This window comes from Fructilactobacillus sp. X2R1C1, assembly GCF_059901435.1.
Genome location: NZ_JBWXUV010000001.1, coordinates 20,801 through 47,375, shown reverse-complemented (window position 1 = coordinate 47,375; position 26,575 = coordinate 20,801). Strand labels below are relative to the sequence as shown.

The 26,575-nt window shown below is 43.0% G+C and carries 19 protein-coding genes and 1 pseudogene; 13 read left to right on the top strand and 7 right to left on the bottom strand.

The window, feature by feature from the left end; translation table 11 throughout:
• Positions 1-478 precede the first annotated feature (478 nt).
• The 3 genes and pseudogenes from AC6UDG_RS00195 to AC6UDG_RS00185 all read left to right on the top strand — a co-directional run bounded on the left by AC6UDG_RS00195 (position 479) and on the right by AC6UDG_RS00185 (position 2,701).
• On the top strand, positions 479-1,495 hold the full coding sequence (locus AC6UDG_RS00195) for a zinc-dependent alcohol dehydrogenase family protein (protein WP_500696010.1): 1,017 nt from the start codon (positions 479-481) through the stop codon (positions 1,493-1,495).
• Between the two features lie 18 nt (positions 1,496-1,513).
• Positions 1,514-2,236: pseudogene (locus tag AC6UDG_RS00190) on the top strand (DUF6198 family protein); the annotation flags it as partial.
• 72 nt (positions 2,237-2,308) lie between these two features.
• Entirely contained in the window at positions 2,309-2,701 is a 393-nt protein-coding gene (locus tag AC6UDG_RS00185) for a VOC family protein (RefSeq protein ID WP_500696009.1), read from the top strand.
• Positions 2,702-2,794: 93 nt separating this feature from the next.
• Here the strand turns inward: AC6UDG_RS00185 and AC6UDG_RS00180 are convergent, their stop codons facing one another.
• Positions 2,795-5,569: a cation-translocating P-type ATPase gene (locus AC6UDG_RS00180; protein WP_500706338.1), complete on the bottom strand. Its 2,775-nt coding sequence runs from the start codon at positions 5,567-5,569 to the stop codon at positions 2,795-2,797.
• A gap of 262 nt (positions 5,570-5,831) precedes the next feature.
• Between AC6UDG_RS00180 and AC6UDG_RS00175 the strand changes: the two genes are divergently transcribed.
• Positions 5,832-6,743 (top strand): alpha/beta hydrolase fold domain-containing protein, encoded by a 912-nt coding sequence (locus AC6UDG_RS00175; RefSeq protein WP_500706040.1) that lies wholly within the window; start codon positions 5,832-5,834, stop codon positions 6,741-6,743.
• A 16-nt stretch (positions 6,744-6,759) separates the two neighbouring features.
• Here the strand turns inward: AC6UDG_RS00175 and AC6UDG_RS00170 are convergent, their stop codons facing one another.
• From AC6UDG_RS00170 to AC6UDG_RS00160, 3 genes are all read right to left on the bottom strand, one after another.
• Positions 6,760-7,353 carry a cadmium resistance transporter gene (locus AC6UDG_RS00170; RefSeq protein ID WP_500706039.1) on the bottom strand — a complete coding sequence of 198 codons (594 nt, stop codon included), beginning with the start codon at positions 7,351-7,353 and terminating at the stop codon, positions 6,760-6,762.
• 11 nt (positions 7,354-7,364) lie between these two features.
• Positions 7,365-7,880 carry a hypothetical protein gene (locus tag AC6UDG_RS00165; protein ID WP_500695900.1) on the bottom strand — a complete coding sequence of 172 codons (516 nt, stop codon included), beginning with the start codon at positions 7,878-7,880 and terminating at the stop codon, positions 7,365-7,367.
• Positions 7,881-8,010: 130 nt separating this feature from the next.
• On the bottom strand, positions 8,011-9,198 hold the full coding sequence (locus tag AC6UDG_RS00160; RefSeq protein ID WP_500706038.1) for a multidrug effflux MFS transporter: 1,188 nt from the start codon (positions 9,196-9,198) through the stop codon (positions 8,011-8,013).
• A 161-nt stretch (positions 9,199-9,359) separates the two neighbouring features.
• On the opposite strand from AC6UDG_RS00160, the gene lepB reads away from it, so the two are divergent.
• From lepB to AC6UDG_RS00140, 4 genes are all read left to right on the top strand, one after another.
• Positions 9,360-9,962, top strand: coding sequence for a signal peptidase I (gene lepB / locus AC6UDG_RS00155; RefSeq protein ID WP_500699744.1), 603 nt, complete (start codon positions 9,360-9,362; stop codon positions 9,960-9,962).
• 64 nt (positions 9,963-10,026) lie between these two features.
• On the top strand, positions 10,027-11,121 hold the full coding sequence (locus AC6UDG_RS00150) for a hypothetical protein (protein WP_500706037.1): 1,095 nt from the start codon (positions 10,027-10,029) through the stop codon (positions 11,119-11,121).
• Between the two features lie 76 nt (positions 11,122-11,197).
• Complete coding sequence (locus tag AC6UDG_RS00145) at positions 11,198-12,523, top strand: C1 family peptidase (protein WP_500706036.1); 1,326 nt, start codon at positions 11,198-11,200, stop codon at positions 12,521-12,523.
• Positions 12,524-12,965: 442 nt separating this feature from the next.
• The gene (locus AC6UDG_RS00140; protein WP_500694254.1) at positions 12,966-13,157 is read left to right on the top strand and encodes a hypothetical protein; all 192 of its coding nucleotides are present in this window, start codon (positions 12,966-12,968) and stop codon (positions 13,155-13,157) included.
• A 65-nt stretch (positions 13,158-13,222) separates the two neighbouring features.
• Here AC6UDG_RS00140 and AC6UDG_RS00135 read toward each other — a convergent pair whose 3' ends face one another.
• Positions 13,223-13,381 (bottom strand): hypothetical protein, encoded by a 159-nt coding sequence (locus AC6UDG_RS00135; RefSeq protein ID WP_500694255.1) that lies wholly within the window; start codon positions 13,379-13,381, stop codon positions 13,223-13,225.
• Between the two features lie 119 nt (positions 13,382-13,500).
• Here AC6UDG_RS00135 and cls point away from each other — a divergent pair, with 119 nt between their 5' ends.
• Positions 13,501-14,973 (top strand): cardiolipin synthase, encoded by a 1,473-nt coding sequence (cls, locus tag AC6UDG_RS00130; RefSeq protein WP_500706035.1) that lies wholly within the window; start codon positions 13,501-13,503, stop codon positions 14,971-14,973.
• Positions 14,974-15,058: 85 nt separating this feature from the next.
• Here the strand turns inward: cls and AC6UDG_RS00125 are convergent, their stop codons facing one another.
• Positions 15,059-16,483, bottom strand: coding sequence for an NAD-dependent succinate-semialdehyde dehydrogenase (locus AC6UDG_RS00125; protein ID WP_500699747.1), 1,425 nt, complete (start codon positions 16,481-16,483; stop codon positions 15,059-15,061).
• Positions 16,484-16,842: 359 nt separating this feature from the next.
• Here AC6UDG_RS00125 and AC6UDG_RS00120 point away from each other — a divergent pair, with 359 nt between their 5' ends.
• Positions 16,843-17,010, top strand: a complete 168-nt coding sequence (locus AC6UDG_RS00120) for a helix-turn-helix domain-containing protein (RefSeq protein WP_500696201.1) — start codon at positions 16,843-16,845, stop codon at positions 17,008-17,010.
• Positions 17,011-17,054: 44 nt separating this feature from the next.
• Here the strand turns inward: AC6UDG_RS00120 and AC6UDG_RS00115 are convergent, their stop codons facing one another.
• Complete coding sequence (locus AC6UDG_RS00115) at positions 17,055-18,368, bottom strand: NCS2 family permease (RefSeq protein WP_500699749.1); 1,314 nt, start codon at positions 18,366-18,368, stop codon at positions 17,055-17,057.
• Between the two features lie 174 nt (positions 18,369-18,542).
• Here AC6UDG_RS00115 and AC6UDG_RS00110 point away from each other — a divergent pair, with 174 nt between their 5' ends.
• Genes AC6UDG_RS00110 through addA form a run of 3 tightly spaced genes read left to right on the top strand, consistent with a single transcriptional unit; the run spans position 18,543 to position 26,414 of the window.
• Complete coding sequence (locus AC6UDG_RS00110) at positions 18,543-19,118, top strand: NAD(P)H-binding protein (protein ID WP_500706034.1); 576 nt, start codon at positions 18,543-18,545, stop codon at positions 19,116-19,118.
• Positions 19,118-22,702: a PD-(D/E)XK nuclease family protein gene (locus AC6UDG_RS00105; protein WP_500706033.1), complete on the top strand. Its 3,585-nt coding sequence runs from the start codon at positions 19,118-19,120 to the stop codon at positions 22,700-22,702. Before AC6UDG_RS00110 ends, AC6UDG_RS00105 begins: the two co-directional genes overlap by 1 nt.
• Positions 22,689-26,414: a helicase-exonuclease AddAB subunit AddA gene (addA, locus tag AC6UDG_RS00100; RefSeq protein ID WP_500706032.1), complete on the top strand. Its 3,726-nt coding sequence runs from the start codon at positions 22,689-22,691 to the stop codon at positions 26,412-26,414. Before AC6UDG_RS00105 ends, addA begins: the two co-directional genes overlap by 14 nt.
• The last annotated feature ends 161 nt before the right edge of the window (positions 26,415-26,575 follow it).

Sequence of the window (26,575 nt, the reverse complement as noted above, 5' to 3'; positions counted from 1 at the left end):
ATTTTATTTAAGTGTGAAATTTGAAATTATATAGCAAGCAGTACCATTATTTCTGTCGTTCATAATAAGTCTGAACTACAGTACTTTGATCATGCAATTAATCTAAATAGCTTAATTTGATAGTCATCCTCAGGCCACTAGCGGTTTGGGGATGATTTTATTTCCGAACAATTCATGTGATTTTCATTTTTATTTCGTTTTACCAAAACAATTATTGTGAAATTATTATTTATATTAATTTATTTCAGAATAAAATGATAATCAAAATGATTTGAAATATTGATCTTAGTATATTTGCTGATTCAGAAGTGCTTGTGAAGTTGTTATTTATTGCCATGCCAATAGTGTAAGCGGTTGCATTATTAAAATTCCGAGTATATATTGAATGTGTAAATAAAAACAAGCGCTTATTTTACTTACTATTAATTAATACTAAATTTAACATGATAAAAAGAGGCTATTTATTATGAACGATAAAATGAATGCTTTAGTAATGACTGCCAAACAAAAGATGAAGATGGAGCAGATTGACACTCCAACTCCTAAAGACGATGAAGTTTTAGTTGAAACGGCCTATGCCGGAATCTGTGGGACTGATAATGGGCTATTTAACGGGTTACCTGGCTCCACTGACGCCACTCCACCAATCGTGTTGGGTCACGAAAATTCTGGGATTGTTGCCGCCGTTGGTAAAAACGTCCAAGAATTTAAAAAGGGTGATCGGGTGGCCGTTGACCCCAATATTTATTGTGACAAGTGTTTCTATTGTCGAACTGGTCGTTATGAACTCTGTGACAACTTGTCAGCTATTGGAGTAACTCGTAATGGTGGACTTGCTCAATACTTTACAGCACCTGAAAAAGTGGTTTACAAGTTACCAGATTCAGTCTCACTTCAAGCTGCATGTTCACTTGAACCAATCTCTTGTGTGGTTCACGCAATGAAGATTACCGAGAACATTACCCCTTACCAACACGCTTTAATCATTGGTGATGGTTTCATGGCTCGTCTGTTCGCTCAAATCCTGCGTGACTACGGGATTCAACGAATTGATTTAGCTGGGATTCTAGACGACTCGGTGCTTGACCGTTTGAAGTCTGAATTAAAGTTAGACAACGTGATTAACACGACGAAGACCCCGATTAAAGAAAATTATGACTTTGTGGTTGAAGCCGTTGGTCGTCCTGAGACTCAAGAAGAAGCTGCTGAGCACACCAACAAGGGTGCTCAAGTGCTGATGTTTGGAGTCGGTAAACCTGATCAGACCTTCTCAATGAATACTTACAATGTTTTTAAGAAACAGTTAACGATTAAAGGATCGATTATTAATCCCCATGCCTTTGAAGATGCGATTGCTTTACTGGCATCCGGTGCCGTTAAGACCACTCCGTTCCAGGATAATATTTTAAAGCTTGACGAAGTTGAAGGAGTTCTAAATCACACGACCCCTAAGATGGGGAAATCGATTGTCGCAGTTAACCCAGAACTTAAATAGAAAAATGTGGTGATTGTTATGACTGCAAAGAAAACACCACGAACGATTTCGATGAGTGCTTCGATTATTTATTTTATTATTTCAATCATCATCAATTCGCTTGGAAACGTTCTGACGTTGGTCACCAGTGCCAAGGTGGTTCCGCAGTTTTTGGGATCCGCTTACTGGACGGCGGCCGAAACCAACTTTAGTATTGCGATTCATTGGAATCTTTTTTGGACTTTCGTCCTGATCGGAGTCGCCATCATCATCTTGAATGCGCTCTTGCTTGGAAAATGGGACTGGGGCAGAGCCATTGGAAACATGATTTTCATGATTCCGTTTTCCTGGTTAGTTCAGGTGTTCTATGACCTCCTGACCGAGATTATCAAGTTACCAGAGGCCCGTTCGTTGGGCTTAATCACCGTTTACGTGCTGGTCAACTTTATCGGAGTTGCGTTTATTGCGATTGGAATTTCGATTTATCAACGGGTCAACCTGGTCTTACACCCAAATGACGATCTAATGCAGATCCTACGTTTCAAGTATTTTAAGGGGAACGCCGCTGAAGCAATGTGGGCTTCATACATCCCACCGACTGTTATTGGAATAATTGCGATTTTGATCACACATCGAATTGAATACTATGGGATTGGAACGGTTTTTGCCTTTCTTTTCCAGGGTGGCATTACCGGAATTGCCGATAAGGTCGTCTTTCCAAGCCTCAAGCACCAAGCGTTAGATACGTCTAATGGCATAGAAGATTCAACGGTGGCAACCGACGTTGATAATGATGAACACCAATTATCGCATAATAAAAAGGGGAGTAAGAAAATGAATATTAGTGATTACTTTACTGGTCTTCAACACGTAGGAATTCCTACCAAAGACCTTAACAAAACCATTCAGTATTATGAAAAACTTGGATTTAAAAAGATTGGCGATTTCCCAAATGGTAACATTCACTGTGCCTTTATGAAGTACGACAACCTTACCCTTGAAATTTGGGAAGGCGAGCCAACCAACCCAGTTGATGGCGCGATTAACCACTTTGCCTTAAATACCACTGACATTGAAAGTGCCTTTAAGGCCGCTAAAGAAATGGGACTGAACGTCGATGATGATCAGATTCAATACATTGGGGCGTACTGGACGAAGGGAATTAAATTCTTTAACGTCTATGGTCCTAACCATGAACGTATTGAATTTTGTCAGATTCTGAAGTAACGATTGATTGCCATTAAATTATTAAAACCTCAATTTTTAAAACCCATACCAAAAAGGGATGTTGAACAATTCGTTCAGCATCCTCTTTTAATTTTATAGGGCTTTTTCTAGTTTTTGTAGGTGAGACATGTGTTGGTTGAACTTGTTGTGAATGTGTCGTCTTACGAAGTACTTTCTGACCTCATCAATTAGAACCAGTGGAATTGGGATGGCAATCAGATAGATCCAGTCACTGACACCAATTGCGGCGGTTCCAAAGACACTTTGAAGGAACGGAACGTAGATTAGGAGGGTGATTAAGACAATCTGAAAGGCGATGCCCCACATGATGCGGTGGTTACTAAAGATCCCAATTTTAAATAGGGAAGTCGAATCGGTTCGACAGTTAAGGACGGCAGCGATTTGACAGAAGCCGATGGTAGCTAGCGTCATGGTAGTGGCTTCGGCGTAAAATGTGCCACTGCCAGCTAGCGGAATCTTGGGCCAACCGTGTTGGTAGTTGGCAAAGAAGTAACCGCCAGTTGACAAGATAGACGCAAATAGTCCGTACCAACCAAACGCTTTGATAATAAGTCCTTTGTTTAACAGGTGCGAGCTTCTTGAACGTGGTGGCCGTTTCATGATTCCCGGTTCACTCTTTTCGGTTCCAAGTCCCAGAGCTGGCAGGAGATCAGTCCCCAGGTCAACGGTTAAAATTTCCATAACCGTCAGTGGGAGTGGAATGGCACCGTTAGAGATTAGGAACAGAATTGATGGAAAGGCTTCGGCCATATTACTGTTCAAAATGTAGAGGAGGAACTTCTGGATATTGCTGTAGACGGTTCGACCTTCTTCAATGGCAGAAACGATGGAGGCAAAGTTGTCGTCGGTTAAAATCATGTCGGCGGCATCCTTGGCAACGTCGGTTCCGTTAACCCCCATGGCGATCCCGATGTTGGCCTTCTTTAATGCTGGGGCATCGTTGACACCGTCACCAGTAGCGGCAACCACGTCACCGTTTTTTTGACACATAGAGACGATGCGATACTTGTCTTCCGGAGCCACCCTGGCAAAGATGACTTCACCCTTGACGGCTTCTTGAAGTTGATCGTCTGACATCTTAGTCAATTCTTCCCCGGTGATGACCCTTGCCCTGTTAGAGGTAATGCCGATTTGGACAGCAACGCTCTTGGCAGTTAAAGAACTGTCTCCGGTGACCATGATGATTCGAATGTCGGCACTATTACACTTCTTAACCGCGTCGAAGATTTCCTCTCGTGGGGGATCGGACATGACGGCTAGACCAACAAACACAAGGCTCTTTTCAGTGTTGTCAATCGTGGCTTGTTTCGGATCATCGGTGTCGTCATCGCGGTAGGCAAAAGCGAGTGAACGCAGGCCTTGTCTAGCGTAATCGGCATTGGCCTGGTTAATCTTTTCCTTATCAGTTGCGGTGATGGGGCGCACCTGACCGTTTACGAGGATTTTGTCACAAATTGAAAGGATGTTATCAAGGGCACCCTTGGTGTAAATGACGTTATCTCCATCTGACGACGCTTTTTGAATCGTGGTCATGCGCCGCCGATTAGCATCAAATGGGAGTTCTTTCAGCCTCGGAGTTTGTTTGGCCGCGTCATCGCGGTTTAAACCAGCTTTGTCGGTCAAGATGTTCAATCCCGCTTCGGTTGGAGTTCCTAAAATTGACGGAGCTTTCTTGTTGTCCTGATCGTACTTAATGGCCGTGTCATTATTTAATAGGGCAATCTTTAACAAAAGGTCCAAATCCGGTTCGTCAGCGAGATTGACATCTTTGCCGTTGAACTGGATTTTGCCGTTGTTGAAATACCCCGTTCCGGTAACGGTGTACTCCTTGTCTGGAAGCCAAACGTGGTTGACCGTCATCTGATTTTGGGTCAGCGTTCCGGTCTTATCAGAACAGATTACGTTGGTTTCACCCAGGGTCTCAACGCTGTCTAAGTCTTTTAAAAGGGCGTGGCGTTTGGCCATGACCTGGGTGCCATGGGCTAGAGACAACGTGACGGTCGGAAGGAGTCCCTCCGGGATGAAGGCCACGATCATTCCCAGTGCGAAGATAAACGACTTGGCAAGCGGGTAATGAACAAAGTAAATTGCCAGGATAAAGAACGTAATTCCAATCGCAAAAGCAATAATGGAAATTTGACGGGTCAAACGGTTCAATTCCTTAGTAAGTGGTGAGTCCGTCTTCTTCTGGTTTTGCGTCAGGCTGGCAATCTTACCAAATTCGGTGTTCATCCCGGTCTTAACGGCTAAGACGGTCGCCGTTCCGTTAGTGACAACGGTCCCAGCGTAGACCACGTTACTGATGGCAAACTTTCCGTCACCATGTTGGTACTTATTGTTCTTATCAACCGGAAGTGATTCACCGGTTAGAGCGGATTCGTCCACCTGTAGTGATGAAGAGTGGACCACGACTCCATCAACTGGGATGGCGTTACCGGCTTGCAGTTGCAGTAAGTCGCCGGGGACAATCCCGTCAGCGTTGATTTGAATTGATTTCCCGTTTCTAATGACGTTGACGTAGGTTGGTAGTAGATTACTTAGGGCGTCAGTGGCCTTTTTGGCCGCATGTTCCTCCCAAAATGAGAAGAGGCCATTAATAATGTTGACCGTCCAAATTGCGATTCCAAGGTCGACGGTTCCCGCCAGAATGGCAATCACACCACTGACCCACAGCAGCATGGCCATTAGTGAAGTGAAGTTTTTAAGGAAGGCGATTAAAACCGATTCCTGCTTACCTTTCTTGATGACGTTGGCTCCGTTTTTTTGTAACTTTTGTTTGGCCTCGCTGGTAGTTAGACCTTTGGTGCTCGATGTGTCTAGCGTGCTAGTGAGATCTGACAATGACATTTTGGCGTAATCATCGTCAGTTAGAATTTTGTTATCCAATGTTTCTCACCCCTTTTTCCAAATATCGTTTAGAATGTGCTTCTAAACAACCGTGGACTGATTTTAGCCTCTTTTTTTAAAAAAGCAATAGAAAAAACTGACTTTTGTAAAATAAATTAATTTAACCTGAGTCAGGGCGAAACCATCACGATTAAGTAGGAATAATTGCCGCCCTTCTGCTTTTGAATTATCATAAAATTAACTACTTCAAAGGAGTCTTAAAATGGTTAAATTCATTGAACGTGAACATAAATTTTCGGCTGCCGATTCTGACTTCGTGGACCGCAAGTTCATCGATGTGGCCTATGCGGAAGGCAAACGACACAAACTTGACGTTTACCTCCCAAACGAAAAGCGTGACCGTTACCCGGTCATCATTGATGTACATGGCGGTGGGATGTACTTCGGACAGAAGAGTTCTTTTAAATTAAACGGTGCTTTGGAACTGTTAAAGCGCGGTTACGCGGTTGTCAGCCCCAATTATTCGCTTAGTTACATGAAACCATTTCCCACCGCAATCTACGAATTAAAAGCCGTGGTGCGCTTCGTGAAAGCTCACGCTGATAGTTATCACTTTGATAGTAACGCAGTTTTCATGATGGGTGAATCATCAGGGGCTCAATTAGCGATGTTACTGGCAGCTTCTGAAGCCAGTGGCCACCTTGAAAGTGATTTTGGTAGTAACTTTGACTACTCGAGTCAGGTTGATGGCGTGATTTCTTCGTACGGATTGTACGAAATGGACCTTTTAAAGCCGGAGTTTGAGGCGCTCGGTCAAAAGCCCAATTTTTATGAAACCGGTGACGCCGACTCTTTTGAGGGTGCCATGATGGGATTTCACCGACCGATTGACGTTCCTGATTTAGTTGCCGAGGCCAATCCGGTGACGTACCTAAATGAAGCAATGGTTCCGGCACTTCTGTACGCGGGAACCGGTGACCGCGTTGTTCCTTACGTTCAAACGATTAACATGGCGGCCGAACTCATCAAGTTCATTGGCAAACCGAACGTTGAGGTTCACATTGTTGACGGTGTTCCCCACGGTCCGAGTGGTTTTATGAATGAGACCGTGTTTGACCAGAAGGATCAATTCATGAGACGAGTTATAAAACAAAAGAAAAATGCATCCCACTAGGATGCCTTTTTGTTAATTAATGAAAGAAATGGGCAATCGTGCCGTTTTGAATTAAAACGGAGATTCCTAGAAGAATGTACACGATTGATGACAGGTAACGACCGTATTTTCCTAACAGATTTTTAATCGGTTTATTGTCCTCAATGAGGATGGCACAGAAGAAAAAGATGACCGCCATGATGAGCATGGTGATGAGTGCTAGGAGTAGTTCTAAGTTAGTTTTGCGAATGAAGATAGGGATGAAGACGGCGACGTTATCAGCACCACACGCGGTAATGGTAATCGCCACGACTTTCATCACAATTTTGAATTTCGATCCATTACTGGTACTGATGTCACTACTTGAGTGCGGCTTTGGTGGAAACAGTTCCTTAATTCCAAATAAAATAGGGAAGATCCCAAGAAGGCCGAGAATCCACATCTGGGGAACAGCCCCGAGAATCCGTGCAATCGCCATCGGTAGGGTAGTTAATCCTACCGTTCCAATTAAGTCACCGGTTAGGACTAACTTGGGATTCCTGTATGCTCCTAACAAAAGGACCAAGACGAGTAAGTAATCCAGATTGGTTGAAAAATAAGCCACGATTGAGCTGAAAATAATTTCGATCATTAATTCACTCCCTAAAATGCTCGAACGGCAATGACGATGCCATCGGCGACGAAGAACAAGGCCAATAAGATGACCATTTCTGAGGTGGAGACAAATGACAGAATGGTGAGGGCCACTGAAACGATGATGCCCAACATCCCGAGGCCAATCACGACTGCGTGGTACCACTTCCGAACTTTAGGAATGAATCTGACCGTTAAAAGTTCGGTGAGGGAGTCCACGATTATCCAGGCAAATATTAAGATCAGGACCACGTGAAAGTTCAAGAATTGATGAAAAAACAAGATGATACTGATTACGAGTTCAATCGTTCCCGTTACTATCAGGGTCTTATTAATCACATTGAAATAGTTGGACAACTCGTAGTACAGAACGTAGCGATAGATTCCGGCTAGTAGGGTTCCAAGTGCCATAATGGTGATTAAAGAGCCAATTGGTCGGATAAATAGGAGGAACGCAACAAATAAAAAGTAGAGTCCGACTACAAGTGAGAAGGAGTCGAAGCGTTTGTTTTTGGTGGTGAGCATGGGGTGTTCTCCTTACTGATAGAATAAATCTGCAGAAAACCTGCAGAAAAGATATGGCAAAAATGTTGATTTGATAGTCTTTGTGTACTTAAGGGTGCTGAAAACCTGCAGAAAAAATTAATTATTAGCTTTATTTTCTCACAGTTTTTGGTCTGACCAACAATAAGTTAATCAGAATCATGGCAATTAAAATGATGAGTCCCATTGGTAAATACGTATTTTCACCCATGATACCAACGAGTGGCGAAACAATTCCACCCATGGCGTTTTGCGTTAGACCCACGAGAGCAGAGGCACTACCGGCGTTCTTACTGGCAGCGTTCATGGCGACGGTCGTGGATAACGTCAGCATGGCACCGATAAAGATGAGAATGATGAAGACTAGGATAATAACCACTAACAGGTTTTTAAACCAGATGGCACTGAGAATTAGGATAAAACTAGTGATGATGGTGGCCTTAATGAACCATTTTAATAGGGTGATGGAGTCGGTTTTCATTACCAAACGACCCGGCAACGCACTACCAATCCCAATGGCAATTCCGTTTATGGCGTATAAGAAGCTAAATTCGGTGACTGACATATGGAACTGACTCTGAAAGACAAAGGAAGAGGAAGAAATATAGCTAAATAGCGACCCGTAAACCAGTCCGGTTGCGAGCACCAGGCGGAGAAACTTGGGATCCTTTAGTAGGTAAAACATCTGCACTTCTGATTGAAAAAGGGAACCGGTGCTGCGGTTTTCGGGCGTCAAAGTTTCAGGGATGCCAAAGAGGCACATGAAAACGATGACGATTCCGATCACCCCTAAGATGAGAAAGATTCCCTGCCAGTTGGTAATTTTGATGATTAAACCACCAAAGATGGGAGCAATGATTGGGAAGATGCCGTTAACAGCGGTTAATAACGAATAGAAACGGGTCAGGATTTTTCCTGAAAACATGTCACGAGCGACGGCTCTAGAAATGACCTGACCAGTTGCCCCGGCAATTCCCTGAACTAGTCGTAAACTAATGAGCGCGTAAACGTTGGGAATGAACGCGATCATTGCAGATGAGACACTAAATAGGACAAAACCGATGATTAGTAGTGGTTTTCTACCATAATGGTCACTTAAGGGGCCGATGATGACTTGTCCAACCGCCAGGCCAATCAGACAAGCAGTGATGCTTAGTTGCATCATGGAGGCGTTGGTGTGAAACGTTGCCATCATCTGTGGGAGCGCTGGCATGTATAGGTCCATTGAGAGTGGACCAGTTGCGCTCACGATCCCAAGTAAGACCGCTAACCAAATGACATAACTTTTCTTTGTTTCCATTTTTTCATCCCTAGTAAAAAATTTGCGATCAATGACGCACTAATTGCTATTATAAGGTATACTTACTAAATATATAAAGGAAATTTTCGGGATGGATTTCATCCCTGACAAATCATTAGTGATAGAATAAAATTATACATAATGATTGAGGAGAATCTGAAATGAAATTTTTTAAGAGCGTCATGAGTTGGGTGATTCCGATTGTGATTGGACTGATCCTAGCCTTAATAATCAGACAATACCTATTTACGCTGGCCAAGGTTGATGGACCGTCGATGCAGCCGAACCTTGAAAATGGGGAACGGATCATGGTCTTCAGACAGGCTAAGATTAAGCATCGAAGTGTCGTTGTATTTAATGCGGCAGGGGAGGATCCCACTGCTGCCCCGAACACCGACTACGTTAAGCGGGTGATTGGACTTCCTGGTGATACTGTTGCCTTTAAGGGTGGCAGTATCTACGTTAACAACAAGAAGGTTAACCAGGATTACATCAGTAAGAGTCAGCAGCAACAGGGAACTTACTACAACCGGATGCCTGGTGACTGGGATCTAACTAGTTTATCCAAGAACTGGCCTAAGAATAAGGGGGCTGTCAAAGTGCCAAAGGGAGAGTACTTCGTTTTAGGTGACCACCGCAGTGTCTCAAATGACAGTCGTTACTGGGGCTTTGTTCCAAAGAAGAAGGTCGTTGGGGTTGTCAAGACCTTCCCATGGAGTACCACCAAGCAAAAGCGGTATAATATTAATGAATTAGGATATTAAATCAATAAAAAGCTCATCATAAATATGATGAGCTTTTTATTTAAATTAATTTTTGGGGGATTATATGAAGGGATTGATGAAGAAGCTTTTATTTGTGATGTGTCTGCTTTTTGTTGGAGTAGTCGTCATTTTTTACCTTTTAGAATTTATGAAATCAAATCAAAATGAGACCCAATCATCAAAACAAGCACACGCCTATCAGGTAGTTGACAACAAGGATTACTCACGGGGCTATTATCCATACGAATCGGCCTATAAACCAAATGAGAACTATCCGAACACTTTACATACGATTCGGGGTGACGGTCATTCTGACTTTGTTACCCAGTACTTTTTACCTACTTATACCAGTAGATACGCGCGTTTGAACGACCGCAATCACCGGTTGATGCGTAATCCACAGAGTGTGGTGCTACACGGACAGTATGCGTACGTTATGTACACCTTCTACGGTGGCTCCAACACCGGGTTCGTGGTGCGTTATGATTTGAAAAAACTAAACGAATTGGGATTTGACCTGCCAGGCTATATGGGAAAGTTTCGTCATAGTAAGACCGAATTGGCCGCCATCAAGGTTGGGCCCGTCTTTCACACGGGGCACGGGCAGTCGATGGCCTATAACCCTAAGAATAAACAGATGTGGTTTATCAAACAGAATGGGTTTAAGCCGGTTGTCCAACGTCTGAACATGGACACCTTAAAGCCAGAACAAAAAGTCAGAGCACGGGCTCAGTCGACCATTCCTGGTAAGGTTCCAATGGGCATGGTCCTCGCCTTTGATAAAACTGGTCGGGCGTATTTTTACAGCATTACTCATCATGGAATCGCTCCAAGGGGAGCCGTCAAGATTTATCGCGGCCAGATTAACGAACGGGGAGCTAAGTTCAAACTAATTCCGCAGTTAATCCGACACGCTCCCGGCATTGTGCCTCAGTCACTGGCGTATAACGGTCAGAATAATAACCTTTACCTCGTTTCTAATGGTGGGGTCATGCGAATTCCGGTCAATAAGTTAGGCCACCTCAAGACCAGCGACATCCGGACGATTATTACTGACGGTCACCGCGAGTTTGAGGGACTGTCGTTTGAAAACGGGAAGGGCATGCTACTGGTCAACCGTGGTCCCGAGCTGATGCGGATGACGAATCCTAATTTTTAGTCCCTTCGCTTGTAAAACGATTAGTTGAGACTTAGAATTACAATTAACTAATTAATCGAAAGAAAGGACAAAAATAATGACAGAATTTAACCACCCAATTACACCAGATGACGTTGATCAAATGCAGGCCGATCTGGAAGTGCAACCAAAAAATGAAGTGATCTCACGGGCCATCATGACCAACGGGATTGATAAAGCTTCTGAAGATCCTAAGACCGCAGTCCGCTTAAACCGCACCTTTTCAATTGACATTGATACGGGAACGGTTTCTAATCAGAAACACAGTGGCCGCTGTTGGCTATTTTCATTGTTAAATACTTTGAGACACAAATTTGCGGTTAAGTATAACAAGAAAGACTTTGAGTTATCCCAAAACTACCTGTTCTTCTGGGACAAGATTGAACGGGCTAACATGTTTTACGACCGGATGATTGCACTGGCCGATCGTAAAACGAGTGACCGGGATGTTGATTTTTATTTGAGTATGCCAGGTGAAGACGGTGGTCAATGGGCCATGGCCGCGGCACTGGTTCAAAAGTACGGCGTGATGCCAAAAGAGGCCTTTCCAGAAACCGCTGTGACTGATGACACCACTGATTATGATGAAGTGATGGATCGAAAGTTACGTCACGACGGGATGGTCCTCAGAGACTTGGTTAATTCTGATGCCTCAGACGATGATATCAACCAAATGAAACAGAAGATGATGACAGAGGTCTACCGCATGACCGCTTATTCATTTGGTGTTCCACCAAAGACCTTTGACCTTGAATATCGTGATGACGATAAGAAATATCATTTGGATCAAGGTTTGACTCCCAAACAGTTTTACGACAAGTACATTGGCGTTGACTTAAACGATTACGTCGTTTTAACCAACTCACCTGATAAGAAGATGGATGAGATGTATTCTCTTCCAAGTCAAAACAACGTTGAGGGTGGCATGCCAATTGAGTTCTTGAACGCTCCAATGGACGAACTGAAGGAAGCCGCCATTAAGCAACTTAAAGATGGCGAGACCGTTTGGTTTGGAAATGACGTCTTGCATCAAATGAACCGACAAAAGGGTTACTTAGACAGTAAACTTTATCATCAATCCGCCTTATTCGGGGTTGATATAACCATGACCAAGGCTGAACGTCTCAAGTATCACGAAGCTGAAGTTTCTCACGCCATGACGTTGGCTGGTGTTGATTTAATCAACGACGTTCCAACGAAGTGGAAAGTTGAAAACAGTTGGGGCAAGAAGGTTGGAGACGATGGTTACTTCGCAATGACCGACGAATGGATGCAGGACTTCGTTTACGAAGTGGTTGTTAAGAAGAGTTATCTAAAACACACTCAAAAAGAGGTCTTGAAGAAGACTCCAATCAAGTTGGATCCATGGGATTCATTACAATAAAAATTAATTTAACACTCTTCCGATGGGAAGGGTGTTTTTTTATGGCTTATTTTATTCCGTATGATAATATATAATTATAAAAAAAGGCAGTCGCATTGATATACAGCTGCCCGTACAATGGCTTCATACTTTAATGAATCGTTATTGGGATGCATAGCTAGGACAGTTATTGATCACAAAATGTTATTGGTAAAAACACGTAAATATTCCATTTTTGGTTTTAACGTAAGTTCGTTTCACAGTAGGTTACCTCTTTTTTAGATTTACATTCGTTGTTTTGACATGAAAAAAGTGTTTGTGACATTATACACTATTACAATCCATTTAACAGCGGGTTAAAATTCCAAAACACCGCTACTAAGCGGTAGACACCGATTTATATTGCTTGTATAATTTGCATCAATAATTATTAAACAAGCAGTAGAATAGGTGGGAGAGTAAGATGAAGTGGTTTTTAAAAATTGGATTGTACGTCGTTGAATTTATGATATTTGGATCGTTATCTTTGGTACTAATTAGTCTCCCCATCGATTACTTTCCGATGCTAATACTGCTTTTCTCCAGTTTGGCATTCTTGTTAATCATTAATCAACGTGTTCAGAGTACAATTAATCATCATTATCGATATAAATGAACAAATAATAAAAAGTGTTCCGTAGTTGTGAACGATGTTTACTAATCGCCAACTATGAAACACTTTTATTTTTTCAAAAACAATTGATAAACTAAGATCGCGATTACTATGGCGGCAAAGACCACGGTTGCGACCTGCGGATTGGCAATCAGGGCGTTGACTAATCGATGAAGAATCGAAAAACTGTGTACACCATGTAGTCCAAGGACAAAGTAAGAATTCATTTTCATCACCTGCTATTTCATGCGAAGTACATATCATTTTAATCCATCGTTAGCAAAAAAGTAAGCAAAGTCTTTTAAAATTATGTATTATAGACGTATAAAACCTAGGAGGATCTACAATGGCAATTGATTGGATGTTAATTTGGCACATTATCGTCATCGGTAATGCGATTTTTGCGATTATTACCGTGTTCAGGCAACCCCGAGACATCGCCGCAACGTGGGCATGGCTTTTAGTACTGGTATTTCTACCATTACTAGGTTTCATTATTTACGCTTTCTTTGGGAGAAAACTACCTAAGAGTAAGTTCTTCCGGTTAAAGGGTAGCGTGAAAAAACACGTGAGACATGAACTTAGTGAAGAAAAAGCAATGCTTAAAAAGCCGAAAGATGCTGACACACCATCGAAACAGATTGCGTGGGAGTCGGCTAACATGGTTCGCATGTTTATGAATTCTGATACGTCCCCACTCTATGACAACAACAAGATTGATGTTTTCACTAATGGTGATAAGTTGATGGATCAGATGTTTTCTGACATTAAGAACGCGAAAAGTTCCATTAACCTTGAATTCTATACTTTTTATGCTGATAAAATTGGTAAAAAGGTCTTAGCGGCATTGGTTGAGAAGGCCAAAGAGGGCGTTGACGTCCGGGTCATCTATGACTCATGGGGTTCGATGGGGACCACGCAGAAATTCTTTAAACCGCTGTTTGAAGCGGGTGGCCATGCTTACCCCTTTCTACACACCCATTCTAATTTCTTTGATTTTCGGGTTAACTTTCGAGATCACCACAAGATTTTAGTGATTGATGGTGAGCATGCTTACGTCGGTGGCTTTAACATCGGCGACCAGTACATGGGTTGGAGTAAGAAGTTTGGGAATTGGCAGGACTGTTCAATTCGAATTCACGGAAACGCCATTTATGGACTCCAGTCCCAGTTTATTTTGGATTGGAACGCCACTGATGGGAAACTCCAAATTAATCCCAACAACCCAGAAATGATCAAGAAGTACTATCCAATCATTCATACCGACGGCGAAGCGGTGATGCAGATTGTTTCCAGCGGTCCTGATACCAGTATGGAACAGATTAAGATTGGCTACATTAAGATGATTGAAATGGCCAAACACAAGGTCCAGATTACTACGCCATATTTAATCCCTGACCCATCGGTCTTAGACGCCCTGAAGATTGCGTCCATGTCGGGCGTTGACGTCCAAATCATCGTGCCAGACATGCCAGATCATCCGTTCGTATACCGTGCCACCCAGTACTATGCACGGCAGTTAACCAAACTGGGGGTCAAAGTCTACTACTACAATAACGGCTTTATGCACGCTAAAACGGTGGTAGTTGATGATAAAATTGTCTCAGTTGGGTCCGCTAACATGGATTATCGTAGTTTTAAACTAAACTTCGAGATTAATTCGTTTACCTATGATGAAGCATTTGGAAAACAAATGGGAGCAATTTTTGAAGAGGACTTGAAGAATAGTACCCTTCAAACAACAAAGATGTTTGAATCAGAGTCATGGTGGTTAAACTTCAAGCAGCACTTTAGCCGTTTGTTGTCACCAATTCTATAAAAATAACAAAAGACACTAGACGATTTCGTCTAGTGTCTTTTGTATCGGGGAAATGGACATCAATGATGTTCATTTTTGTTTTGGGTTATTTTTCTGGGTCAGTGGCAACCAGTGCACCTGCCAGGTTATGCATATCTGGTTCTTGAGCGGTAACGATCAATTGCTGATTGACGAAGGCCATTTGACCAATGTCACTCATTTCTCTTCCGTAGCCAGAGCCCTTCACACCACCGAATGGTAATGCTGGAAGGGAAGCGAGGAAGTTGTTAACAAAGACCATCCCGGTTTCAATCTGGTCGGCAACCTTGGCGCCGTGTTGGGGATCGCCAGAGAAGACGATTCCACCTAGTCCATAAGGGTTGTCGTTTGCAAGATCAATGGCTTCTTGTTCACTGTGGGCCTTGTAGACCGAAGCAACTGGACCAAAGAATTCAGTGGTGTAACCAGGGTTAGACTTGTCGATGTCGGTAAGAATGGTTGGCATGAAGAATTGACCTGGGAGATCAACTGGTTCATTGCCATAGACTACCTTAGCGCCGGCTTTAATGGTGGCATCAACTTGGGATTGAAGTTTGTCCTTAGCCTTCTTGGAATTCATTGGAGCAAGCGTTGTGGATGGGTCCATTGGATCGCCCATTTTAACCTTACTGAAGTCTTCCTTTAATTTCTCAACAAACTTGTCGTAGACGTTGTCCATGACGATGAAACGTTTGTCAGAGCAGCAGACCTGACCGTCGTTATAGAGACGAACCCGCCAAGCAATGTCTTCCGCTTTGTCTAAATCAGCGTCATCTAGAATCAGGAATGGATCCATTCCACCCAGTTCCATTGAGTTTTTCTTGAGGTTCTTACCAGCAGCCTCAGCGACTGAAGATCCACCTCGTTCGGAGCCAGTTAGTGCTACTCCTTGAACCCGTTTGTCTTCGATGGCTTTTGTGACTTGGTCGTATGATAGGAACATATTGGTTAAAGCGCCCTTTGGTGCCCCAGCCTTTCTGATGACGTCCGCAAATGATTGAGCTGAGTCTGGGATGTTTGAAGCATCCTTTAAAATCATTGGGTTTCCGACCATAAAGTTGGGAGCGAAGACTCGCATAATTTGGTAATAAGGGAAGTTCCAAGGTTCAACCATTACAAGTGTTCCAAGGGCATGGTAGTGAACCTCGGCCTCACCAGTTACAATTGATGAAATGGCCTTTGGTTGAAGTAATTCTTCACTATGATCGGCGAACCAATCCGCAATAATTGCGCAAAGCTCAACTTCACCTTGGGATTCGCGGAATAACTTTCCCATTTCAATGGTGGCGGTTTTAGCTAGATCGTCCTTGTTGTCACGCAAAGCTTTAGCAACGTTGTGAAGGATTTTAGCTCGTTCTTTGATGTCTTGTTTTTTAGTACTTTGATAAAGAGCCTCGTCAGTTTTAAGCACCTGCTCTAATTCTGCGTCGGTAGCGTTTGGATAAGTCTTAATTGTTTCGTTGTTAAATGGATTTACAGTCTTGTATGCCATAATAACTCTCCCTTATTATAAATAAACTTGAATTAAACTTTAGTGACCAAATAACTATGAGAATCAGTTAGCTAACTCGGATCTCACCTTGAGTATAATCCATTCGGAAGCGGTTACAATGAAATTGGCTTAATTGTTTTGAAAAAATGATTTACCTATATATTTACGAAAAAGATACAAAAATCTTGCAAGTGGGAAAAGAACAAAAAATAAATATATACTTGATAAGGGGGGAATATAATGAATAAGTTAGAAAAGTATGTCTTAGAAAGTATGTCTTAGATAGAGATAAAAAAGAACCCGGCTTTAAGAGTGGGGTTCAAAAAGAAGAAGGCAAATTAGAAGGTGCTGTTTCAGTTATGAAAGCACGGAAAGATGCGGGATATTTTCAAAGAGAACTTGCTAAAAAGGCTAGAATTCCTCAGTCAACTGTTAACCGCGTTGAGAAGGGTGATAACGTTAGTGTAAAGACGCTTTCAAAAATTGCGACGGCGTTAGGTAAAAAACTTAGTATTACCATTTCTTAAAAAAGTCCCAAAATGAACTTTTAAATTCATTTTGGGACTTTTTGTTATTTAATGTTTAGTATCCACAAGAAGACTAGGAAGATAATTGCTAACGAATACATCATCCAACCGACTTCCTTGCCGCGTTTAGCGGCAATCATGGTAATCGGATAGGCGATGAAACCAAGTGCAATTCCGTCAGAGATACTGTACGTTAGTGGCATTCCAATTGCGATCAGAAAGGCTGGGGCTGCCACTTCAAACTTGTTCCAGTGAATGTTTCCAAGTGACTTGGCCATCAAGATTCCAACGATAATCAGTGCGGGAGCGGTCACCTGACTAGTAATAACGGTCAATAGTGGCGAGAAGAACATTGCTAACAAGAACAGAATTCCGGTCACAATGACGGTAAAACCAGAACGACCACCAACTGCGATGCCAGCTGAAGATTCGACGTAGGCACCCATTGGCGAAGTTCCAAGAAGTGAACCAACCAGCATGGTAACGGAGTCGGCACCTAAAGCACGGCCGATTCGTGGAATTTTATTGTTTTTCATGTAACCAGCCTGTTCGGCTAATCCAACTAACGTTCCGGCGGTATCAAAGAAGGTTACCAAAAGGAACGTCAGCACGACAACGATTAACTGCGGCGTGTTGATTTTGTCAACGTTGAATAATCCTACTAGAAAAGTGGATTTAATGCTTGGAACTGCCGAGACGATTCCAGTGGGCATTTTGATTAATCCGAAAAGGACTCCAATTATGGCTGAAGCAACCATCCCAATGAAGATTGAGGCTGGGACGTTAGCGGCCATCAAGAACAAAGTGATGACTAAACCGGCTACCGTCAGTAAAGTGAGTGGGTTACTGAACGAACCGAGGCCAACCAGCGTGGACTTGTTGGCAACCACTAGTCCACCATTGTTTAACCCTAAAAAGGCAATGAACAGGCCAATCCCACCAGCAATGGCTGACTTTAAGTCAGATGGAATCGAATCGATGATCTTTTCTCGCAACTTGAGCAAGGTCAAGATGACGAAAAGAATGGAGGCAACAAACACGCCGGCTAGTGCGGTCTGCCATGGAATCTTCATCCCAATACATACGGAGTACGCAAAGAAGGCGTTGAGCCCCAGACTGGCGGATAATGCAAACGGATAGTTTGCGATGATTCCCATTAGGAAACAGCCAAAGGCAGAGGCGAGGGCCGTTGCCGTAAAAACGGCACCTTTATCCATTCCTGCAGCACCCAAAACGTTCGGGTTTACGAATAAAATGTACACCATGGAAACAAAGGTCGTAACTCCCGCAACCGTTTCACGGGTGAAGTTAGTTCCTAATTCCTGAAAGTGAAAAAACGAGGCAATTCGATTAGCCATTTCCACAACTCCTATCAAATTAATATTCGGTTTTTCAAAAACGAATTACGATAATAGGATAACACAAAGTTAAAATGTGTCAAATCACGAACGATACTAATTACAAGGCAAAAATCGTGCATTAACGTCCGTTGACATGTTTGTTAGAATTAGAGTATGAATGGAGTTTTAGAGATGAAGAAGATTTTATTATTAGGAAATACTCCGGCCGAACAAATGGTCTTTAACTATTTTAATAGAAGTAATAAATTTCAGGTTTTTGAGATTACCGCGGGCGATTTTACTAAGGAACGGACGTATCAGGGACACTTAAAGGATGTTGATATCGTGGTTTCTTTTCTGGGACCGATGGACGTCGATTTGGACATGGAAGCGTTGTTTTCCGTGATTTATTCGCACCGCCTTCAACTAGAACGAGTTATTTTTCTTTCGGTAGCAGGCATTGACAAAGAAGTTGACGGGGAACTGGATTATCCCGGGGTTGAAGATGTTTCCGAATTTTTAAAGCAGCAGCAGTACGCCATAAAAGTAATTGATGAATCAGAAATTCCATACACCGTTTTTCGCCTGGTTAACGTAGTTAATACCAAACACAACGATGGTCATACGATTGATGAGGGAAAGTCCGTTCCGGTTGGAGACGTTTCCCATGAAACGGTTGCACATTTTGTAATTGACGCAATCGTGAACGAGAAATTTATCAATCAGTCACAAGCACTCATTGAGGAGCGTTCAGAAAGGAAAGCATAATGGCACTACAATTTGTTTTAGGCAAAGCCAGTAACGATCATTTTAAAAAAGTGGTCGGCGATCTTGATCAGTCCATGCACCAGCATCCAAATGATGCTTATTTTTATTTGGTACCGAATCACATCAAGTTTGAGTCCGAACTAGGGACGCTGAAACAATTGAATCATAAGCAGCAGAGCACGTTTGCTGAGATACGGGTCCAGGTCTTTTCCTTTTCACGATTGATGTGGTATTTTCTCGGCAACAGTAAGGAGTACCAACTACCTCGGCTTTCAAAAGATGCCATCAACATGATCATTTTCCAGATTATTGAAAATCAACAGGAACAATTATCCGTATTTAAGGGCGAGGGAGCTCAACCAGGATTTATTTCGCAGGTGGCTGATCAGATTAACGAACTGCAGCAGGGCAAGATTGACCCCGATACGTTGGATAAGATTGCTGATCTTGATCCTGGAACGATTAATCCCGAGTTACAGGGGAAACTGAAAGACATTAGTGTGATTTATCGCGAATTCTTGAAAAAAACGGACGGAAAATATGTCTACAGCTCACAGACTTTGACAATGTTAAACCAGTACCTACTGAACACCGACTTGTCCCAGATGCATTTTTACATCAGTGGTTTCTCGCAGTTTTCCGCTTCGGAACTAGATATCGTTAAAACGTTGATTGATAAGGCCAAAGACATTACGATTGACCTCAACTTGGACCGTTCGTATCCAAATGAAATGCCCGATAACTCGGCCTTCTTTTTGCGTTCGGGAAGACTATACAATCAGTTGTACCAGTACGCTAAGGCAAGTGGGGTCAAAATCATGACCGATCAGTACGCGGGCGACTACCGTTGTAGTGACGGAATTAAAGAACTGGAAGACTACTGGATTTCAAGTAGTCAAGTGGGCTCCCCAATTTCGCCGAACACGAATGGCAACTCGGACCTCGAACTTTTTCGGGCTGATTCCAATTATGACGAGTTGATGAACATTGCGACCATGATTCGTCAGATGGTTGCCACGGGACGCTTTCGTTACTCCGATTTCATGGTGGTTACCAGACATTTGGACAAGTATCAAAACGTCATTGATCCCATTTTTCAGATGCAACAAATTCCGTATTTCGTGGACATTCAGAAACACATGGATAATCATCCCCTAGTGGAACTAATTGACGCGTTGTTTTCCATCTATCGTACCGATCGGAAACGGAATTACCGCTACGACGATGTGATGCGATTACTAAAGTCAGAATTACTACTACCAAAAGATAAAGACGGAAAGCCGATGAACATTGATCGTTACCGTCGCTGTCTTTCGTTGTGTGAAAATTTAGTCCTAAAAAATGGCTACGAGGGGAAATGTTGGACTCAGGACGAAGACTGGGAGTACGCCACTGTTTCTGACAACGATACGGGGATTGTGTCAAATCGAAATAAGGAAATCTCCACTGACATCAACGTCATTCGCCACTTTGTAAAAGAAACGTTACCACCATTTTATAAGAAAATGGCGAAGGCCAAGACGGGGAAAGATGCTGCCAACCTGCTGTACCAATTTTTGGATAAAAATGGTGTAATTAATGAACTAAAACACTGGCAGGATCATGCCACTGAACGTGGTGACCTACAGGAAGCTGGTCAGTCGGAACAAGTTTGGAACACACTGTGCGGTTTACTGGACGACTTTGTTACTTTTTTGGGTGATCATCCCTTTGAAATGGACACCTTCCTGGACCTCTTAAAGGCTGGTTTTGAAGGGGCTTCGTACTCCCAGATTCCATCAACCTTGGATCAGGTCACAATCTCTGAAACCGGACTAGTCCAATTGAACGATAAAAAAGTGACCTTTGTAATGGGAGCTGACGACAATAGCATGCCAGCCACGATTGAAAACAATAGTCTTTTTAACGACGCTGATCGTGACCAGATGAACGATCACTTTACTGATGACCAGTATTTAAATGACAACAGTGAGACCCAGATGGTCAACGAACCCTACTTAAATTATTTAGCCTTCATGACCCCATCTGATAAATTGGTCTTTTCGTACAACTTGGGTGGCGGAAAGGAAGACGTGACTCAGTCCATCTCACCGTACGTCGCCAGAATTAGGGATCACTTTAACCTAAAAGAGCAACATGTAAGTGGGACGCCAGCATCTGATTCTAACGATGTTCGGCAGTTCATTGGTTCCAAGCGTGCCACCTTAAAGTTCTTGGTCAAGGCCGCACTCGATGCTAAGGTTAGTGGTAAAAAATTGAGTCCAGCTTGGAATCAGATTAAAGCGAACCTTGAAAATGACCCAACGATGCGGACCATCACGCAGAAGTTACTTGGTAGTCTGAAGTATGAGAACGTGCCAGCTTCTTTGAAGCCACAAATTGTGACGGGGCTGTACGGGAACACGATTAATACCTCCATTTCTAAGCTAGAAGAATTCTACTATGATCCGTACGAATACTTTTTGAAGTATGGCTTACGACTAAGAGAACGAGACGAGTTTAATCTTGACCCCAGCAGTACGGGAACGTTCTACCACGAGTCCCTTGATGAGTTGGTCAAGAAGATTAATGCCAAACACATTGACATTACTAAGTTAACCAACGAACAGATTAAAAACATGGTAACTGAAATCACTGATACCATTATTGAAAACGACCCGAACCTGCAGTACGAAATCCTGAAGAGTTCCAACCGGATGGAGTACATTGCTAAGCAGTTAATCCAGACGGTGATCCAGATGGCGACGGCACTTAGAGACCAGTCCCATTACACCAGAATGCGACCGAAAAACACCGAGGTCATCTTTGGTGAACCCGGAAAACCGAATGGCATTGACGGTCTGAACTTTGATTTAGGCAGTCAACACTCGGTGAACGTGCGGGGCCGAATTGACCGGATTGACCAGATGTTCATTGATGGGACTGAGTATCTCGGGGTGGTCGACTATAAATCCGGTGAAAAGAAGATTGATTTATCGGAAGCCTATGACGGAACGCGGATGCAGATGATGACTTACCTTGATGCGGTGCTACAAAATCAGGACAAGCTGTCTACTACTGACAAGGTGAAGTTAGCGGGAGCGCTTTACATGCACATCTTTGACCCGATTTTGAAGCCGCAGGACGTCAAGAATTTTGATGATCCGAAGCAGCTGGAAGCTGCATTGATGAAGGCTCATAAGTACACGGGCCTCTTGGTTAATAACGACGGTATGTTAAAAGACATGGTCAATAACGTTGACGATGCCGGTAATATTTATCCATATCAGTTTACCAGTAAGGGTGATTTATACAGTAATGCGGTCAAGACCAGCATTGTTGAACCACGTGACTTGGACCTTCTACTGAAACGGACTGAGGATCGGATTAAGAATGCCGGTAAGCAGATTTTTGCCGGAAACATTAAATTGGAACCGTCTCAGTATAAAGACCAATCCAAGATTATTTATTCTCCCTATAAACCGGTGATGCAGTTTGACCCATTATTAACTGAAAATAATTATCGCATTGTTAAGGACATGGGGAACAACAAGGACGTGATTGACTTCTTAAGAAAGGAGGCACGTGATAATGGCGAACAATAGTATGAATTTTACCCCCGAACAAGAAAAAGCTATTACGGAAAAGTTCCCGGGGAATGCGCTAGTGTCGGCCTCGGCTGGCTCGGGAAAAACCCGAGTGCTGGTTCAACGAGTCCTAAATAAGGTCGAACACGGCGTTGACGTCGATCATCTATTGATTGTGACGTTCACGAAGGCCGCTGCTAAGGAGATGCAGGACCGCATTAAAAAAGGTCTCCAGGATCAAATTAATCAGATCAGTGACAATGCACAAAAACGAAACTTGGTCAAACAAATTCGGAAGTTGTCAGTGGCCCACATTTCAACGATGGATGCTTTTTGTCAGTGGTTGGTCCAGAAGTACTACTACGCCATTGACCTAGATCCCAACTTTCGGATTTTGGCCGACCGAACGGAGCTGGAGATGCTCCGGGATACCGTTTGGGAAGACGTGCGCGAAGACCTGTACGGAGACGATGAGGATGGGTCATTTGCCAGATTAACCCGCAATTTTTCAAGTGATCGGGGTGACGACGGTTTAACCGACGTGGTTCTGGGACTTTATGATTTCGCAAACGTTGATCGAGATCCAGTGGCGTGGTTAGATAAGCTTTCAGGTTTGTACCAGATGGACGGTAGTATAACTCGGAGTGCGTTTTACCAGAAGTACCTCCTCCCAGAACTTCAAAACAAAATGAAGCAGGCTCTTAGTTTACTTGAACAGTCCCGTCAGGAATTTTTAAACGGTGCCATGTCTGATCGGGCCGATTTGGTTGAATCCGACATTAAAAAGTTGAATCAGATTTACGATCGGTTGAAAACGGCGGACTGGGATGCCCTCTATGATGTATTTCATGATTTTAAACTGGGAACCATGTCTCGGAAAAAGGTGGATGATTCCCAAAAAGAATTCAAGAAACGAGCCATGGAACTGCGTAAAAATGCTGATGATACGATCAAAAAGAACCTTACCAATCGGTACTTTTTTGCCAAACAAGCTGACAATCTGGATGTGATTCATCATTCTGAAACCATCGTTAACAAGTTAGTGGACGTCGTTAAGACGTTTTCGACGCGCTATGCTGAAGTCAAAAAACAAAAGCACGCCTACGAATTTATTGATATTGAACACTTTGCGTTAAACATTTTAACTGGGAACAGCAAGGACAGTCCTGAAATTCAACATCAGTTTCAGAACTACTTTAATGAAATCATGGTTGATGAGTATCAGGATAATAATCGTCTTCAAGACGCCATTTTAAACGCCATGAAGAATCCGAAACATGAGAACATGTTTATGGTAGGAGACGTCAAGCAGTCGATTTATCGTTTCCGGTTGGCGGATCCTGGGATGTTTCTGGAAAAACTAGACGATTATCAAGAATCCGATAATCCGGATACGGCGGTTGTTTTGGCTGATAATTTCCGTTCGGCCAAAAACGTCGATGACTTTACCAACTTAGTCTTTTCTCAAATCATGGATCGGGGTCTTGGTGAAATGAACTATACCGGCAACGCCAAGTTGAAGTACGGGGCCACTTACTACGGTGATGACGTTCAATCAAACGCCAATATCATGATGTACGTTGATGATTCAGACCATGATGACGACGATCTGACCCTTGAACCAGACAGTAGTTCTGAAGGTCAGGTTAAAATGGTGGCCGATCAAATCCAGGACTTAATGAAAAAGAAGATGCAAATCTACGACAAGGCCACGCACGAGATGCGTGACATTCGTTACGGTGATATTGCCATCTTGGAACCAACCCGGAAGAACAATTTAGATATTTCCAAGGAATTTGCCCAAAAACAGATCCCACTTTCAATTGATGGTGGCGAGAGCTACTTTAAAACCACTGAAGTTCAGATTATGATGTCACTCTTACAGATTATTGATAATCCCTATCAAGATATTCCGCTCGCGGCGGTCCTGCGTTCGCCAATCGTGGGAATGGATGAAAATGAGATGGCTTATCTGCGAATTAACCATAAGACTGGTGACTATTTCACGTCGCTTCTTGATTTCTACCACAACTATCCGACACAGGAACCAACCGAATTTGGTAATTTGGTTTCCAAAAAAGTGCAGTTGTTCTTGGACCAACTGAATGATTTTAAGGACTTTGCGACAAAGCATGAACTTTCGGACTTGATCTGGCACATTTACAGTGTGACTGGTTTCTTGGACTACGTTGGTGGGATGCCAGCCGGGAAGAAACGTCAGGCTAACCTGCACGCTTTATACGAACGAGCCGCTGAATACGAAAAGAGTAGTTTTAAGGGCTTATTTGCCTTCGTGCAGTTTGTGAAACGACTGCAGGACAAAGACGACGATTTAGCGGAGGCACCTGCAGAAGTTGAAACCGACTCGGTTCACGTCATGACGATTCACGGTAGCAAAGGGCTGGAATTTCCGGTGGTCTTTTTGATGGACGCTACCAAACAGTTCAATAATTCTGACAGCCGGGGAAACTACATTTTCAATAATAAATTGGGAATTGGGGTTAAATACTTAGATCAAAAAAAGCATGAACTGTTGCCCAGTTTGCAGTACGTGGCCATTAATGATTTAGAGTACAACAGTATGCTAGCCGAAGAGATGCGGCAGTTGTACGTTGCGCTGACGCGGGCTGAGCAGCAACTCTACATTACTGGGATTGTTAAGAACAAAAAGTCGGTCGAAGACGAGACCAAGAAGTGGGAGCGTGCCTATCAGAGTTCAGACTTGGTCTTAAATCAGTCCACGAGAAGTAGTGCGAATAACTTTATGGACTGGATTGGGGCGGCCCTTGCTCGTCACCCAAACTACTATCAGGACCGGGGAAAAGTTGACGCCACCCACGTTTTGGCGAAGGATCCGACGAACTTTAAGGTCGAATTTGTGACGGCGAAGGATTTGAAGCAACCTGGGACGATCGAAACAAAGTCGGCCACAGAGGAACAGGAACTTCCAGCTGATCAAATTGATCAATCACAAATTAAGCAGATTATGGGGTTCAAATATCCATACAAAGCAGCCACTACCACCACGGCCTATCAGTCCGTTTCGGAAATCAAACGATTGTTTGATGATCCGGACAACATTCAGCTGGGAAGTGTCGCCGAAAGTCGTAACATGATTTTAAGGCGAACGCGATACAATAACTCAACGTTTATGCAGCCGCAGTTCATGCAATCAGTCGGACAACCCAACTCGATGGAGATTGGAACGGCAACGCATTTGATTTTGCAGAAGATTAACGTCAAAGAACCAGTTAATCACGAGACGGTTTCAGAACTCTTGGCGCAGCTGATTAATGATAAGTTAATTACGCCGGAGGTTGCCAAAAAGGTCAACGTTGATTCGGTTGTCGAGTTTTATCAAAGTGACCTAGGCAAACTAATTAAGGCTCATCCCGATCAACTTCATCGGGAAGTTCCGTTTTCACTGCTGGTTTCGGCCGACCAAATCTTCTCAGAGTTTGAAAATGATTCGGAACAAAAGTTGTTGGTCCACGGAATTATTGATGGTTATCTTGATTTAGACGAGGGACCCGTTCTGTTTGATTACAAGACCGATTTCGTTAATCCGAAGAAGCCGGATGCGAGTGTCGATAATATCATTTACCAGTATCGTGGTCAGGTAAATATCTATGGGATTGCTTTATCAGATATCTTGGGTAAACCAGTTAAAGACGAATATTTATACCTGCTATCAAATAATACTTTGCAGCGGGTTAGGGCTAAAAAATAAATAATAATAACGTCAGTCAAAAATGATTGACGTTTTTATTTTCACAAAAAACGAACAATATTAGCTAGCCAACTTAATTGATTCAAAGAAAAACGAATGATAAAATTTGTGGTAACTTAATGATTTGCCTAATGTAATTCAGAATTTTAGTAATTGAGGAG